The sequence below is a fragment of the Anabaena sp. UHCC 0451 genome (genome assembly GCF_034931405.1).
Classification (GTDB): Bacteria; Cyanobacteriota; Cyanobacteriia; order Cyanobacteriales; family Nostocaceae; genus RDYJ01.
On record NZ_JAYGHA010000004.1, the window covers coordinates 176357 to 191370 of the forward strand.

At 38.5% G+C, this 15014-nt stretch carries 13 protein-coding genes, 1 tRNA gene and 2 pseudogenes; 8 read left to right on the plus strand and 8 right to left on the minus strand.

What is annotated here, in order from left to right; all coding sequences use genetic code 11:
* Positions 1-5: 5 nt before the first annotated feature.
* From VB694_RS04685 to VB694_RS04700, 4 genes and pseudogenes are all read right to left on the minus strand, one after another.
* Positions 6-1328, minus strand: a complete 1323-nt coding sequence (locus VB694_RS04685; RefSeq protein ID WP_323359150.1) for a D-alanyl-D-alanine carboxypeptidase — start codon at positions 1326-1328, stop codon at positions 6-8.
* 257 nt (positions 1329-1585) lie between these two features.
* On the minus strand, positions 1586-2656 hold the full coding sequence (locus VB694_RS04690) for an LOG family protein (RefSeq protein WP_323359151.1): 1071 nt from the start codon (positions 2654-2656) through the stop codon (positions 1586-1588).
* A 395-nt stretch (positions 2657-3051) separates the two neighbouring features.
* A pseudogene (trxA, locus tag VB694_RS04695) lies at positions 3052-3387 on the minus strand (thioredoxin); the annotation flags it as partial.
* Between the two features lie 370 nt (positions 3388-3757).
* Entirely contained in the window at positions 3758-4921 is a 1164-nt protein-coding gene (locus tag VB694_RS04700) for a GuaB3 family IMP dehydrogenase-related protein (RefSeq protein WP_323359152.1), read from the minus strand.
* A 257-nt stretch (positions 4922-5178) separates the two neighbouring features.
* Between VB694_RS04700 and VB694_RS04705 the strand changes: the two genes are divergently transcribed.
* The 3 genes from VB694_RS04705 to cysW all read left to right on the plus strand — a co-directional run bounded on the left by VB694_RS04705 (position 5179) and on the right by cysW (position 8046).
* Complete coding sequence (locus tag VB694_RS04705) at positions 5179-6273, plus strand: sulfate ABC transporter substrate-binding protein (protein ID WP_323359153.1); 1095 nt, start codon at positions 5179-5181, stop codon at positions 6271-6273.
* Positions 6274-6341: 68 nt separating this feature from the next.
* Complete coding sequence (cysT, locus tag VB694_RS04710) at positions 6342-7211, plus strand: sulfate ABC transporter permease subunit CysT (RefSeq protein ID WP_323359154.1); 870 nt, start codon at positions 6342-6344, stop codon at positions 7209-7211.
* The gene (cysW, locus tag VB694_RS04715) at positions 7198-8046 is read left to right on the plus strand and encodes a sulfate ABC transporter permease subunit CysW (RefSeq protein WP_323359155.1); all 849 of its coding nucleotides are present in this window, start codon (positions 7198-7200) and stop codon (positions 8044-8046) included. The genes cysT and cysW overlap by 14 nt, the downstream gene beginning before the upstream one ends.
* 114 nt (positions 8047-8160) lie before the next feature.
* Here the strand turns inward: cysW and VB694_RS04720 are convergent.
* Positions 8161-9051, minus strand: a pseudogene (locus tag VB694_RS04720) (hypothetical protein).
* Between the two features lie 283 nt (positions 9052-9334).
* Here VB694_RS04720 and VB694_RS04725 point away from each other — a divergent pair.
* Genes VB694_RS04725 through VB694_RS04735 form a run of 3 tightly spaced genes read left to right on the plus strand, consistent with a single transcriptional unit; the run spans position 9335 to position 10662 of the window.
* Positions 9335-9601 carry a prevent-host-death family protein gene (locus VB694_RS04725; RefSeq protein ID WP_323359156.1) on the plus strand — a complete coding sequence of 89 codons (267 nt, stop codon included), beginning with the start codon at positions 9335-9337 and terminating at the stop codon, positions 9599-9601.
* The gene (locus VB694_RS04730) at positions 9598-9915 is read left to right on the plus strand and encodes a type II toxin-antitoxin system RelE/ParE family toxin (RefSeq protein ID WP_323359157.1); all 318 of its coding nucleotides are present in this window, start codon (positions 9598-9600) and stop codon (positions 9913-9915) included. The genes VB694_RS04725 and VB694_RS04730 overlap by 4 nt, the downstream gene beginning before the upstream one ends.
* A gap of 54 nt (positions 9916-9969) precedes the next feature.
* Positions 9970-10662 (plus strand): Crp/Fnr family transcriptional regulator, encoded by a 693-nt coding sequence (locus VB694_RS04735; protein ID WP_323359158.1) that lies wholly within the window; start codon positions 9970-9972, stop codon positions 10660-10662.
* A 255-nt stretch (positions 10663-10917) separates the two neighbouring features.
* Here the strand turns inward: VB694_RS04735 and VB694_RS04740 are convergent, their stop codons facing one another.
* Entirely contained in the window at positions 10918-11820 is a 903-nt protein-coding gene (locus tag VB694_RS04740; protein ID WP_323359159.1) for a rhodanese-related sulfurtransferase, read from the minus strand.
* A gap of 55 nt (positions 11821-11875) precedes the next feature.
* On the opposite strand from VB694_RS04740, the gene VB694_RS04745 reads away from it, so the two are divergent.
* Positions 11876-11948, plus strand: a tRNA-Ala gene (locus VB694_RS04745).
* A gap of 10 nt (positions 11949-11958) precedes the next feature.
* Here the strand turns inward: VB694_RS04745 and VB694_RS04750 are convergent.
* Positions 11959-12591: a class I SAM-dependent methyltransferase gene (locus VB694_RS04750; protein ID WP_323359160.1), complete on the minus strand. Its 633-nt coding sequence runs from the start codon at positions 12589-12591 to the stop codon at positions 11959-11961.
* A 177-nt stretch (positions 12592-12768) separates the two neighbouring features.
* Here VB694_RS04750 and VB694_RS04755 point away from each other — a divergent pair, with 177 nt between their 5' ends.
* Entirely contained in the window at positions 12769-14193 is a 1425-nt protein-coding gene (locus VB694_RS04755; RefSeq protein WP_323359201.1) for a lysophospholipid acyltransferase family protein, read from the plus strand.
* A gap of 353 nt (positions 14194-14546) precedes the next feature.
* Here VB694_RS04755 and VB694_RS04760 read toward each other — a convergent pair whose 3' ends face one another.
* The gene (locus tag VB694_RS04760) at positions 14547-14777 is read right to left on the minus strand and encodes a DUF3134 domain-containing protein (RefSeq protein WP_323359161.1); all 231 of its coding nucleotides are present in this window, start codon (positions 14775-14777) and stop codon (positions 14547-14549) included.
* Between the last annotated feature and the right edge of the window lie 237 nt (positions 14778-15014).

A 15014-nucleotide genomic window follows, 5' to 3' on the forward strand; every position in this document is an offset into this window, starting at 1 on the left:
CCTCTTCAACCTTTATACAAAATTTCATTACGGCTAGGTGAGCCTAATTTTGGTAAAGAATTTTTGGGTGAGTGGGGAGTCAGGGCTGTAGGAACACCAGCGGATACTTGTAATTGTTTGACCAAATCTTGTAAAAGTTTATCTTGTTCAGCACGGAAACTCGATACATTGTAACCACGATTGATAATAGCAAACCAGACTAAACCGCGATCGCGTGTAGGTACAACTCCGGCTAAAGCACTGACATCACTGAGAGTTCCCGTTTTCATCACAGTTGCAGATGGCATATCCCTATATCGCATTGTCCCGCGATTATCGAAGCCAGAGGTAGGGAACAAGTCAGCTAAAGTCAAATTATGGGATGATGCTTCCCGTTGTAGTGCCATAAACATAGCACAGACGGCTCTAGGGGAAATCTGATTTTCTCGTCCCAGTCCAGAACCATTAATTAACTGAATTTCCGACTGTGGTACATTAGCCATTTTAGCAGCAGTAGATTTAACTACATTTGCGCCTCCTACCGACTGAGCTAACATTTCAGCTATGTCATTATTACTGTAAACATTCATCTCCTTAATCAATTGTTGTAATGGTAAGGAAAGATGACGTACAAGTAAAGTTTGTTTAGGGTTAGGCTGTGCTGCAACTTTCACCGTACCAGCAATAACAACTTGAGGCTTGGGTGTTCCCTTGGGCATGATAGAGTATTGGTAAATCACAGAACGATTCCAGGTTTTGTGATCTAATGCTTGTTTAAGTAATTGACCGGCTACTGTAGGGTTAGTATAGAAATTCATAGCGAAATTGCCAGTAATCACTAAATTTCCCTTTACCTGCTTGATGCCGATTTTATTGAGAGCATTACCGAGAGCGATCGCTTCCTCTCCTACAAACATCGGATCACCACCACCACTAATCACCAAATCACCCTGCACTACCCCATTAACTATTGGACCTGTAGCACTAACCAAAGTTTCAAATTGATGGTCAGGACCCAAAATTTTAAAAGCGGCTAGAGAAGTAGCCACCTTAGTTAAAGATGCTGCCGGTAAAGGTATTGTACCTTGGTGATTAGCCATTAACATTGGACCTGACTGCAACCAAATTCCTTGATGCTTAATCAGATTTTGCGTTACCAACTTAGAAGTCATCAACTCCTTGAGATATTCCTGCACTGTCATAGCTCCTGCTGGGTTTGGATCAGGGGCAATGACAAAACCAGGACTACTTTGCCAAGCCAATGCATCTAAAGCATTTAAAGGCTTGATTTTAACCCCAGCCATATCGAGCCAAAGTGAAACCAAACCTGAACCTAATAATTCCAGCATCTTTAATTCCTCTATCTTTGTTCAAATATCTAATAATTTTGTGTCGTGCTGGCATATTATGCCTTTTAATTCCACTTCTTACTATCTAAAAAGTTTGCCACCAGGAAAACTCAATAATTAGGGTTTGCTGATAGCTAACGCCAAGCGTCAGCCATAAAAGTTATCTGTGATAACGCAGCCAGACGTAAGTCATGGAGAGGGAACAGGGAGAAAATTAATAATTACCAATCCCCAGTCCCCAATCCCCAGTCCCCAATCTACTTCCTTTCTGGATGGGCTTTTTCCTCTGGGGAAGGCATACCCAACTCGTTAATCACTGCAATCATCTGATACAAACGTCCCAAATCTCGTTGATTGAAGTATAAAACAAGACGAGGTAAATCAGATGTTTCATCTTGACCTTCTTGAGATAATACCTGACTTTTTTCAATTTGGCCTTGGACAAGAATATCGCTAAAGTTAGCATTCAATTGTGCCACCAGATCATCAGATAATTCGTGTCTGAGACGAATCACGAATTGATCACCTACATAGCGGCTAGAGTGATAAACTTGGTAAAAGCGGGTAATGGCATTGCAAGCCACTTCCAGATTATCCGTTACCGTGTAAAGACTAGGATCTTCTGGATTAATAAGACCTTTATTCACTAATTGCTGATTGATATATTGACTCCAAGAGCGCCAATAATCACCACCAGGAGGATCGATTAAAACGACAGGAACAGGTCCAAATTTACCTGTTTGGCTTAATGTCATACATTCAAAAGCTTCATCTTGAGTGCCAAAGCCACCTGGAAACAAAGCTACAGCATCACTTTCCTTGAGCAGAAACAGCTTGCGGGTAAAGAAATATTTAAAGTGAATCAGCTTAGGATCACCATCAATAAAAGGGTTAGCTTGTTGCTCAAAAGGCAACTGAATATTTAACCCAAAAGAATTTTCTCGTCCTGCGCCTTCTTGACCAGCTTGCATAATCCCACCGCCACCGCCTGTCATCACCATAAATCCCAGTTGAGAAACAGCATGAGCAAATTTAACTGCCATTTGGTAATCAGGGGTTTCTGGTGCTATACGAGCAGAACCAAAGATAGTCACTTTGCGGACGTGCCGATAGCCATAAAATAGTTGGAAGCCTCGTTCCATATCTGCTAAAGATGCAGATAGTATCTTCCAATCAAGACGCTCAATTTCACTATCAGCTAAACTAACTATAGTAGCAAGTGCCTGTTGGATAAATTGCCGATGTTTTAATGTCGGTAAACGATCTATTAATTCAGCGATATCGGCTTGGAGAGATTCTAGTATTTCAAACGACTCTTTAGGGGTCATGAGAACTGCCACAACAATGGCATTATATTTTATGTGAACTACCTACACTCCCGCAAGCGGACATTTTTTGGTCTAAAGGCGTTTGTATAGTTGAGCGGCTAAGGGGATGAGGGTTTTGTTGATGTTTTCCGTTTCGCCGTCAAACTCGATGACTAAGCTATTAGGCTGACAAATTGTAAGCCTGGGGAGGTAGAAAGGTGGGGAGAAAGTTGATTGCTTTTTGTCAAAAAATCACAAGTTGTAAATTGTTGGAGCAACAGCTTATTTACCCGCTCCCTTTTAAATTGTTGTGTAAAAAGTTTTCTAGAGACGCAAACTCTGCGCCTCTGAAACTAGTTAACAAATATTCACCTTAAAAACTAGACAAATCAATAAAATTTGTAACCAGTTGAGATTTAAAGATACTTTTCCAAAGTGGTAGCTAAAGTAGTTTTAGGCACAGCGCCGACAACCATATCTACTTTTTGTCCATCTTTAAAAATCATGAGGGTGGGAATGCTGCGGATACCATACTGACTGGCAATTTGAGGATTTTCATCAGTGTTGACTTTCACAACCTTGAGTTGACCTTCATACTGAACGGCAATTTCTTCGACAACAGGAGCTACCATACGGCAAGGACCGCACCAGGGAGCCCAAAAATCAACCAACACAGGAACATCGCTGTCGAGGACTTCCTGCTTAAAACTAGAATCTGTAACACTTGCGGCTGCTGACATTCCTAAAAACCTTTGCCTATTATATTTATGAGTTTAGTGAAAATTCTACCATAGCAAAAACATCAGCTTGAGATTTAAGGATGTACATTTGCAAAGAAGTTATAGATTTTATGCCTAATAAGGAACCGCCCGAACAGTAGTCCGGGCGGAGTGTGGTGTGAGGAGTGAACGGAAACATGCGTCTCCGCTATTTCTATTGTAGGCGACATATAGGATTTTTCCAGTGTTTGTTGAGGACGCTGGAAAATTTTTTGTTTAGGAGTCAGGGAACAGGGAACAGGGAACAGGAAACAGGGAACAGGGAACAGGAAGTAATATATTATTCTCCCCATCTCCCCATCTTCCCATCTTCCCAATCCCCAATCCCCAATCCCCAATCCCTTTATTTACCCATACCCAATTGTTGGGCTTTTTGGTAAACTTTACCTTCAGTTAAGAGGGAGGGAGCGATGACTACTTCAACTTGCTGCATTTCTTTGAGGTTTTTGGCTCCTAATGTACTCATACTGGTTTTTAAAGCTCCGAGAAGATTATGAGTACCATCATCTAGTCCGGCTGGACCTCTGAGTATTTGTTCTAGAGTGCCTGTAGTTCCAACACGAATACGAGTACCACGGGGTAGAACGGGGCTAGGAGTTGCCATACCCCAATGATAACCGCGTCCTGGGGCTTCTGCGGCTCTGGCAAAGGGAGAACCAATCATTACGCCATCTGCACCGCAAGCAATACATTTACAGATGTCGCCACCAGTGATTAAACCACCATCAGCAATGATAGGAATATATTTACCAGTTTCCCGATAATAATCATCTCTGGCGGCAGCACAGTCGGCAACGGCTGTTGCTTGAGGTATACCTACACCCAATACACCACGGGATGTACAAGCAGCACCAGGTCCAATGCCCACTAATACTGCTGCTGCACCGGCTCTCATTAAATCCAAGGTGACTTCATAAGTAACACAATTACCTAATGCCACAGGTATGGGCATAGAACGGCAAAATTCGGCTAAATCCAGTGGGGTGATAGACTCTGGTGCGAGGTGGTCTGTAGAGACTACAGTGGCTTGGATAAAAAATAAATCTGCTCCAGCTTTGGCTACTATTTGACCATATTTGCTTGCACCTACTGGTGTAGCACTCACGGCCGCAATACCACCTTGTTGTTTAATTTCCTGAATACGTTTTTCAATTAATTCCGGCTTGATTGGTTCGGCATAGAGTTCTTGCATCAGGGATACAAATTCATCTTTGCCCACTGAGGCAATCCGATCTAAAATCGGGTTTGGGTCAGCATAGCGAGTTTGGATACCCTCTAAGTTGAGAACTCCTAAAGCTCCTAATTGGGACAAATGCACAGCCATTCCCACATCGACTACACCATCCATTGCACTGGCAATAATGGGGATTTCTCGCTCAATATTACCAATTTTCCACTTTGTATCCGCTAAACTCGGATCGAGTGTTCTGTTACCGGGAACTAAAGCAATTTCATCAATGCCATAGGCTCGGCGAGCCATTTTTCCCCGCCCAAGTTGAATTTCCACGCTTTCACTTTTCTCAAATCTGTTTAAGCTAGGGTATCAAATTGTGGGGATATTAGGCAGGATTTTTTTCACGGTTAATAGAAACTGGGGAAGATTTTTATATATAACGTAGGACACTAAGAAAATAACCCCCATATTCTCTAGCGAAAAACTGCTATTTTACTCTTGCATTTATTACCCATATCTGCAATTATCTATTATTATGATCAGTATGTACTGTATTCCTATCGAGTAACCGTAGTTTTAGAGGTAAAAGAATGAGTTTGTGGCAACGCTCACTGAAACAATTACAACGTAGATTAAGCGTAAATTCACTTAAAGGTTTTTTATCCCTATTTGTAGTGGGGATGTTCTTAAGTGTAGCAGTTGCCGCTTGCTCTGGCACAAATCAAACTTCCGCTACCGGAAAACCACAAAATGTAGAATTTACTCTTGTATCTTTTGCTGTCACCAGAGATGCGTATAAAGCCATCATTCCTAAATTTGCAGAAAAATGGCAACAAGAGCATAAGCAAAATGTTACTGTTAGCCAAAGTTACGGTGCTTCTGGTTCTCAAACTCGTGCAGTTATTGATGGTTTACCCGCAGATATTGTTCATTTAGCATTAGCATTAGATACAGAAAGAATTGCCAAAGCCGGACTAATTCAACCAGGATGGGAAAAAGAAGTTCCTAATAATGGTATTGTTTCTAAATCAGTAGCAGCATTAGTTACTCGTGAAGGCAACCCCAAAAGTATTAATACATGGGCAGATTTAGAAAAAGATGGTGTCAAAATGGTGACTGCTGACCCAAAAACATCAGGGGTTGCTCGTTGGAATTTTGTCGCACTATGGAATTCAGCAATTATAACTGGTCACGATGAAGCAAAGGCGACTGAGTTTGTGAGTAAAGTTTATCAAAACGTGCCTGTATTAACTAAAGATGCTCGTGAAGCCACAGATGCCTTTTTCAAACAAGGTCAAGGAGATGCTTTAATTAACTATGAAAATGAAATGGTTTTGGCACAACAAAAGGGTTTGAAGGTTAGTTATACCATTCCTGATGTAAATATTTCTATTGATAATCCCATTGCCATAGTTGATAACAATGTTGATAAACATGGAAATAGGGAAGTAGTGGAAGCTTTCATTCAATACTTATTTACTCCTGATGCACAAACAGAATTTGCCAAAGTGGGATTTAGACCTGTGAATGAGACGGTATCTCAAACTAAAGAATTTGCTGAAAAATATCCTCCAGTTAAGACTTTGGGGAAAATTCAAGATTTAGGTGGATGGGATGTAGTGCAGCAGAAATTCTTTGCTGATGGAGCTATGTTTGACCAAATTCAAGCTAAAAATAAGCGGTAATTTGTCATTATTCATCATAGGTCATTAGTCATTAGTTAGTTGTTTAGGTTTTGAATTTTGAATTAATTATGAATGTATCTACTGCTGTGGAAACTAAACGTAAACTTCCGATGTGGAAGATGTTTATAGATAATATAATTCGACTACCTTGGACTTGGAGAATTACTTTAGCATACTTAACTTTTATGTTATTTATGCCAATAGCGGCTTTGTTCTTGAAAGCAAGTACATTACCAAGTGATAAGTTTTGGGCAATTGCAGCTAGTCCTTTAGCATTAGCAACTTATAATGTTACCTTTTTCACGGCAATATTAGCAGCTTTACTAAATGGTATTTTTGGAACTTTAATAGCTTGGGTTTTGGTACGTTATGACTTTCCTTTAAAAAAGATATTTGATGCAACTGTAGACTTACCTTTTGCTTTACCAACTGCGGTTGCTGGGTTAACATTGGCGACGGTTTATAGTGACAATGGTTGGATAGGTTCTTTTCTTGCACCTTTGGGAATTAAAATATCTTTTACTCGCATGGGTGTATGGACGGCAATGATATTTATTTCTCTACCTTTTGTAATTAGAACTGTTCAACCAGTGCTGCAAGAAATGGAACATGAGGTAGAAGAAGCTGCTTGGAGTTTGGGTGCTTCTCAATGGCAGACTTTCTGGAAAGTGATTTTACCGCCTTTATTTCCCACCATTTTAACAGGTGTGGCTTTAGGTTTTTCCCGTGCGGTGGGGGAGTATGGTTCAATTGTAATTATCGCTTCTAATACACCTTTTCAAGATTTAATTGCACCTGTGCTAATTTTCCAGAGATTAGAACAATATGACTATGCTGGTGCGACTGTAATTGGTGTGGTTTTATTAGTTATTTCTTTGATTTTGTTATTAGCAATTAATTTCTTACAAGCTTGGGCTAGAAGATATGACAACAGATAATAAAACAAAAAAAAATCATCAGAAAAAGCAAAGTTGGGTTCCAGGACTTTTAATAGGAATTGCCATTTCTTATTTAGCTTTGGTGCAGTATATTCCAGCTATCAATGTATTTTTTCAAGCTTTTAAACAAGGCATTATTCCTTTTTTTGCTAACCTGTCTACGCCTCAATTTCTCCATGCAGCTTGGTTAACTTTATTGTTAGCTTTAATTGCATTACCTGTAAATACTGTATTTGGTTTATGTGCGGCTTGGGCAATCACTCGTCATAAATTCCCAGGACGGGCTATAGTGATCAGTATTATTGATTTGCCTTTTTCTATTTCTCCTGTGGTTGCTGGTTTAATGCTGGTGTTACTCTATGGTAGACAGGGATGGTTTGGTGGTTTTTTACAAGCTGCTGATATTCAGATTATTTTTGGTTTTCCAGGAATGGTTTTAGCTACTTCTTTTGTGAGTATGCCTTTTGTTGCTAGGGAAGTTATTCCGGTTTTGGAAGAGTTTGGGAAAGATCAGGAAGAAGCAGCGAGAACTTTAGGTGCGAATGACTGGCAAACTTTTTGGCGTGTGACTTTACCGAGTATTCGTTGGGGTTTACTCTATGGTTTGATTTTAACAAATGCTAGGGCTATGGGTGAATTTGGGGCGGTTTCTGTGGTGTCTGGGAATATTATTAGTAAAACCCAAAGTTTACCGTTGTTTGTGGAAGATGTCTATAAACAATATGAGACGGAAGCGGCTTTTTCTGCGGCGGTTTTGTTGGCAATGTTAGCCGTTGTTACTTTGGTTTTGAAGGAAATTTTAGAACGAAAAACCAATATTAAGGATGTTGAATAATTGGTGATTGAGATCCCCGACTTCTATGATTAATTTATCATTTTTTTGACAAGGTTGAAAAAGAAGTCGGGGATCTGATTGTTAATTTTCTCAAGGTTCAACCAAGACAAGCCGCTAAGTCTTGTTCTGGTGTGGTAATGAGTTGGAGATGATAGGGGGATATTGTTGTTTTAATTTCGGATAACCATGGGCTGGTAATAATTCCCCGTGAGTGTAAACTTTGATATCTGTTCCTGCGGTTTTTTCTAAGATAGCTTTTAAAGCCAATAAATCATGTCCAGAAACGAGAATTGCTTTACCAGTTGTATGTCCTAAAATTAAGGATGTGGGTGTGGGATGTCCAAAGGTTTCTGTATTTCCTGCATCTAAAAGCTGCATGGCTTTGAGGTTCATTTCCCCAACTTTTCAGGCTAAATTTAACCAGTCTTGTAAAGTTTTATTTTGGTCATCTAAATTAGCTAAAACTTCATGGCAAAATGTATATAAACCTTCATCATGCTGATTTAGTTCTAAGGCATGAAAAGCATAAGCAGCTAAACCTTTTAAACCATATAATACTGTAAGCTTGAGGGAGAAAATATCAACATTTGCAGCGGAGTGACTGATAAATTCAAATTCTAAATCTTGACCTTGTTGAATTTGGTCTGTTAAACTACTAGCAGGTTGAAAAGTATTAATTGCTGATTCTACAACTTTATTACCCAAAGCTTGAATTTTTAACTTCAGACTTTCGCGAAGTGCGATCGCACAATTCACAAAAGCCATAAAATCAGAGGTGGTAAAATTCACATTTGTTAATGTGGAAAAAAGCATCTCACAAGTAAACTCATCAGTGTCACGAGTTATAATACCTAAAGATTTTGCTTTTAATGTCACTTGCGAAAGTCCGCGTAAACAATGTACTAATAAATCTTGTAAAGCAGCAACTTCAGGACTTTTACCACACGCACCCCACTGATGACAGACATCTCCACGGGTAGTTTGTTCACACTGGTTACAGAACATAGGTCTTTCCTCTCATCTCTATGCTTACAGCTTATTCATTTCAATAGGGGAAATCCTTGATTTAAGTCAAGTGTCTTGGTAAAGTTTGGTAAAGTTTTTTATAGTACACAGTCATTAACAGTTAGGGAGAATTTAGGAAAAAGCAAGAAGCTGAAAACGAAACTGAAGGTAAGGCGATAAGATCCCCGACTTCTTTTATTTATTGTGTCTATAAACGATAAATTGATCTTAGAAGTCGGGGATCTAGATATAATCAAAGTATCAGCCTTAACAATGAACTATAATGACTATCAAAGAATTACTCTTACAAGAAATTGATAATACTCCCCAGGAACTACTAGAGGATCTTTTAAGTTTTTTGCGATCGCTCAAAACAAAACCACAAGCATCCCTAGCTACATACCAGGAACTATTAGAAAGAATTGATTATTTAGAAGCAATAGTAGGTATCCGTAAAGGATTAGATGAATTTAAGCAAGGGGAAGGAATACCAGCAGAGGAAGCCTTGTCCACCTTGAAAAACAAGTTTAACATTCCTCCACACCCATGAATTACGAAGTTATTATTCAACCTACTGCTTTTCAAGAAATCGAAACAGCCTATCGTTGGATGTGCGATAATACAAGTCCTGAGATAGCAAATAATTGGTATTATCAATTAGAAGATGCTATAGAATCATTAAAGAAATTTCCTAAGCGTTGCAGTATAGCACCAGAAACCAAAGCAATAGGTTCTGAAGTTCGGCAACTCTGGATTGGAAAACAAAGAAAATATCGAGTTTTATTTGTCGTTGAAGAATATGTTGTTGCTATTATTCATATTCGTCATAGTAGCCAATCTTATATAGATGAAAACTGGGAATAAGAATAATAGTTCATAAATCAAATAGTATGACTATAAATAAATACACTCTTATTTATGACTCTCACCGAAAAAGTCCTAGAAGTTAAAAACTTCCTCCAAAAAACACCAATCTTTCAAAACATCATCGATGAACAACTACAAGTAGTCGCTAATATTGCTATTTACCAAACTTACAAAAAAACTGAAACCTTATTTTGGGAAGGAGACGAAGCAACGGGATTTTTTATTGTTAAATCTGGGAGAATAAAAGTCTTTAAAGTTGCAAATAACGGTAAAGAACAGATTTTACATATCTTTGAAACATCAGAATATTTTGCAGAAGTTCCCGCTTTTGATGGTGGGAAGTTTCCCGCATCCGCAGCAGCAATAGAAAATTCTGAAGTTCTATTTATCCCCAGAACTACATTTTTCATGGTTTTACAACAACATCCCACTTTAGCGATCGCCATGCTGGGAACTTTTGCGCGACATCTGCGACATTTAACCCACTTGGTTGATAGTCTTTCTTTTCAGGAAGTACCAGAAAGATTGACCAATTATTTGTTAAAGTTAAGTCAGCGCCATGATAATATTAATGTAATAAAATTAGATTTACCCAAAACTCAATTAGCTGCTTTATTAGGTACTGTTCCCGAAACCCTTTCTCGTGCTTTTTATAAATTAAGTCAAGAGGGAAAAATTGAAGTGAACGGGACAAAAATTACATTATCTGATGAAATACTTACATCCAGGAATAACTTAATTTAAATATAAAAATCCCTTGGATTATACCTAAATCATACCACAAAAAATTAGTATGTCAATATCAATGGCTGAAAAAACCTATTTTCGTAGAATTATTGATAATGTTCTCAATAATCTTGAGAATAGGGGCTAGTTATTGAGAAAAAAAGGTAGTTGTACAATTTTGGAGAAATGGAGATTTGAAAAACTTATGAGTAACAAACCGCAGAGACGCAGAGGACGCAGAGAAATAAGAGTTTCTGTTTTTCCCTGCACCTGTCATCTGTCATCTGTAATCTGTAACTTGTACTGTTTCCATTTCTCCTGTTGTCGCACCCTTTTCTCCTCCGTCAAACTATCAACACAGTGAGGACAAGAAATACCTTCTTCATACCCAGGAGAAGATTTATTAGCGTCGGAAATGGGATGACCACAACCGAAACATAACTCATAACTTCCTGCTTCCAAACCGTGACGCACCGCAACCCGTTCATCAAAAACAAAACATTCCCCTTCCCACAAACTTTCTTCTTTGGGAACTTCCTCTAAATATTTAAGAATACCGCCTTTGAGATGATAAACTTCCTCAAAGCCTTGAGCCAACATATAAGATGAAGCTTTTTCGCATCTAATCCCACCAGTACAAAATAAAGCAACTTTTTTGTGTTTATTCGGGTCTAGATTTTTACTAATGTATTCAGGAAATTCTCGGAAAATCTGTGTTTGGGGATTTTCTGCTCTTTGGAAAGTACCAATACTTACTTCATAATCATTGCGGGTATCAATTACTGTCACCTCTGGATCGGAAATCAAATCATTCCATTCTTTTGGTGTAACGTAATTTCCCACCTGTTCATTTGGGTCAACTTCCGGTATTCCCAATGTGACAATTTCTCGTTTTAACCGCACTTTCATCTTTTCAAAAGGCGGTGTTTCTGTGTAAGATTCTTTATGCTCTAAGTCTGCTAACCGCGCATCACTACGCAGAAACTCTAAAACCGCATCAATCGCTGAACGAGAACCCGCAATAGTCCCGTTAACGCCTTCTTTTGCTAGTAAAATCGTTCCCTTAATACCTTGTTCCTGACAAAATGATAACAACGTTGCTTGCAGTTCTATATAATCGGGTAAGCTGACAAATTTATACAGCGCAGCTACAACTACAATATTTTCTTGGTTCATCTGTTTACAAAAAAACAATAAGAGAGTAATATATTTTTGATTTTGACCTAAAAATGGGGGTTTAGCTCAGTTGGTAGAGCGCCTGCTTTGCAAGCAGGATGTCAGCGGTTCGAGTCCGCTAACCTCCATTTATTTATTCTAATTGTGCTTAAATACAACTGATAGGTTATTTGCTGGCATTTGGTAGGTTTTTAGCAGAGTCAGATTTTCAGCTTTTGCTGCTGTGATCACATCTTCTAAATTACGCACTCCCCACTCTGGGTTTTGTAATTGTAACGACTCATCAAAAGCTAAGTTACTAGGTGCGGTATGTTCGCCGTTTTGTTTATAGGGACCATATAAATAAAGAATACCACCAGGGGGAAGAATCCGTCCAGCCCCAGCCATCAGTCCTAGACAGGCTGACCAAGGGGAAATATGAATCATGTTAATGTTAACAATAGCAATAATTGGTGAGTCTGTTAATTTGTCTTTCTCCACTGGCCAAACTGGTAACTGAGCATCTAAATCTAAAGGTGGGTAAAGATAATCACTTTTAAATTCTGCTGTCCAAGCCGTGATACTTTCTCTTAATAAAGGGTTTGGGTCAGAAGGTAGCCATTTTCGCGGTGCTAGATGAGGTGCAAAAAATACCGCGTGTTCTCCTGTGCCACTGGCTATTTCTAAGATAGTACCATTTATGGGTAATACTTGTAAAAGTACCTCTAAAATAGCTTCGCGGTTGCGTTGTGTTGCTGGTGCGAACTGTTTTTGATCTGGGGTTATGTTCATATTTTTGAGGTTTTAGAGAACGCAGATAAACGCAGATAAACGCAGATAATTTCAGGAGTTTTATTTTTTGTAGTTTTACATATTTTTGCATAATATTCACATAAAATTAGTATAAGTGCGATGCCTTTAGCAAGCGCAGCTATCGTTTTTTATTTCCATGAACATAGGAGCAAAAAATTGCCTAAGTCTATTCATTCTACTCAACCACCTTTAAAATTTATTCCCCCAAATTTTCAACCTTGGGTACTCAAGCTTATGTCTTGGTTTCTCCCTTTTGTTATGCGGGTAAGAACTAGACCTTGGCTACCTGCGGGTATTGTGAAAATAGAAGCTAAAAATGCGGAAGTATTAGCTAAATTATATCATGAATTTCAAGCGGGTAAAATTCGTTTTTTAATCGCTTTTCGTCATCCAGAAGTGGAAGATCCACTTTCGATGCTATATTTACTTTCTCGTATTGTTCCCCAGGTAGCAAGGGAAAAAGGCATTTCTTTACAATACCCAGTGCATAGTCATTTTATGTATGAAAGAGGGATGACATTATGGGCAGGAAAATGGTTAGGATGGTTATTTTCTCGTGCTGGGGGTGTACCTGTGCGTCGGGGGAGAAAGGTTGATAGAAATGCAATTCAAATGGCACGGAATTTATTTGCAAATGCAAAAATGCCGATCGCGATCGCTCCTGAAGGTGGTACAAATGGTCATAGTGGTGTTGTCAGTCCTTTAGAACCAGGTGTAGCACAGTTGGGTTTTTGGTGTGTGGAAGATTTACACAAAGCCAACCGTGAAGAAACTGTTTTTATTATCCCGATTGCTATTAAATATAGTTATGTTAACCCACCTTGGCAAAAAATAGATTGGCTGTTATCTAAATTAGAAGCTGATAGCGGTTTAGGAGTTGCGGAAATTAGTCAAACAGGTAAGAAACAGGAAGAGATTTTATATCAGCGAATTTTGCATTTAGCTGCATATTTAATTACGGAAATGGAAGAATTTTATCGTCGTTTCCATCATCGAGACTTACCAGAAATAACTCCAGCAATTACTTCTGAGGATACAGCTAAACCTAATGAGATATTAATTACTAGATTACATCGGTTGATGGATACGGCGTTACAAATTACAGAACAATATTTTAATGTTCAACCCCAAGGTAATTTTATTGATAGATGTCGGCGTTTAGAAGAAGCGGGTTGGAATTATATTTATCGGGATGATATAGCTGATATCAACAGTTTACCACCTTTGAAACGGGGTCTAGCTGACTGGGTGGCAGAAGAAGCAGATTTGAAAATGCAACATATCCGAATAGCAGAAAGTTTTGTAGCAGTAACAGCTAATTATATTCAAGAAAAACCCACGGCTGATAGATTTGCAGAAACGACTTTATTAATGTTTGATATGTTGTCTAGAATTAAAGATTCGACTTTACCAGGAAGGCCGCGTTTAGGTTTAAAACAATCAACGATTATTATTGGTAAACCGATTTCTGTAACAGAAAGATGGCAGATTTCTCAGGGAAATAAACAGGCTTCTAGAAAGGGTGTGAATGATTTAACAAAGGATTTACAGATGGCTTTGGAGGAATTAATTAAGGATTAGTTACATCCAGTAGCGTCAAGAGATTTAACAGCGTTTTTACACCACCTTAGCCTATCAGGATAATAGTTTTAGAAACTTTCTGGCGAACCTCAAATTTACTTATTGCTCAGATAGAATTGCTACAAGAATAGGATTCAATACTGTTTGCTTAAGAGTTTTCGTAGGTTGGGTTGACGTTAGGAAACCCAACATATTTATAACTTACGTAAGTTTCACGAAATATCTATTGTAGGGTGCGTCAGAAAAATTCTCTACTTCTGCTTCCCGTGCTTTGCTGCAAAATGCTATATAAGGCAGAAATCACCAGACAGTTAAAAATTACAATCTGTCTAGTGCCTTTTGCCTTCTAAATCTTACTCTTCTAAATCTAAATCTGAGTCATCATCATCATTATCATAAGTGATATCATCGAGGTCTATAATCTCGGAAATTTCTTCTACTTCCTTGAGAAGGTCAGACTCTAAAGGTTCACGAGCGATTAAACGACCAGTAGCCTTGAGCCATTCCAGCAGCACAAATTCATTACTTGTGCGAATTACTGGGGCCCTTTGGTTACGAGGTTGTTCATGCAATGGTCCGTTCATAAAAAAATTCTCTTTGAATGGGGAAAAAACTAGATTAACTCAAAAACTTGCCAGAAAAATTTTCTTCAGTTCTGACAATGTTTCTAAATTGGTATGTTCTGGTGACATTGAATACAAAGATAAGAAACTGCATTTCATCTCTTAATGTATTGCCTGAAACTTTTGATTGTATACCTTGGAATTTAATTTATTGTCAGGGAGGTTTCCTTTTTAAATAAGCTTTTTTGATAAAAATGA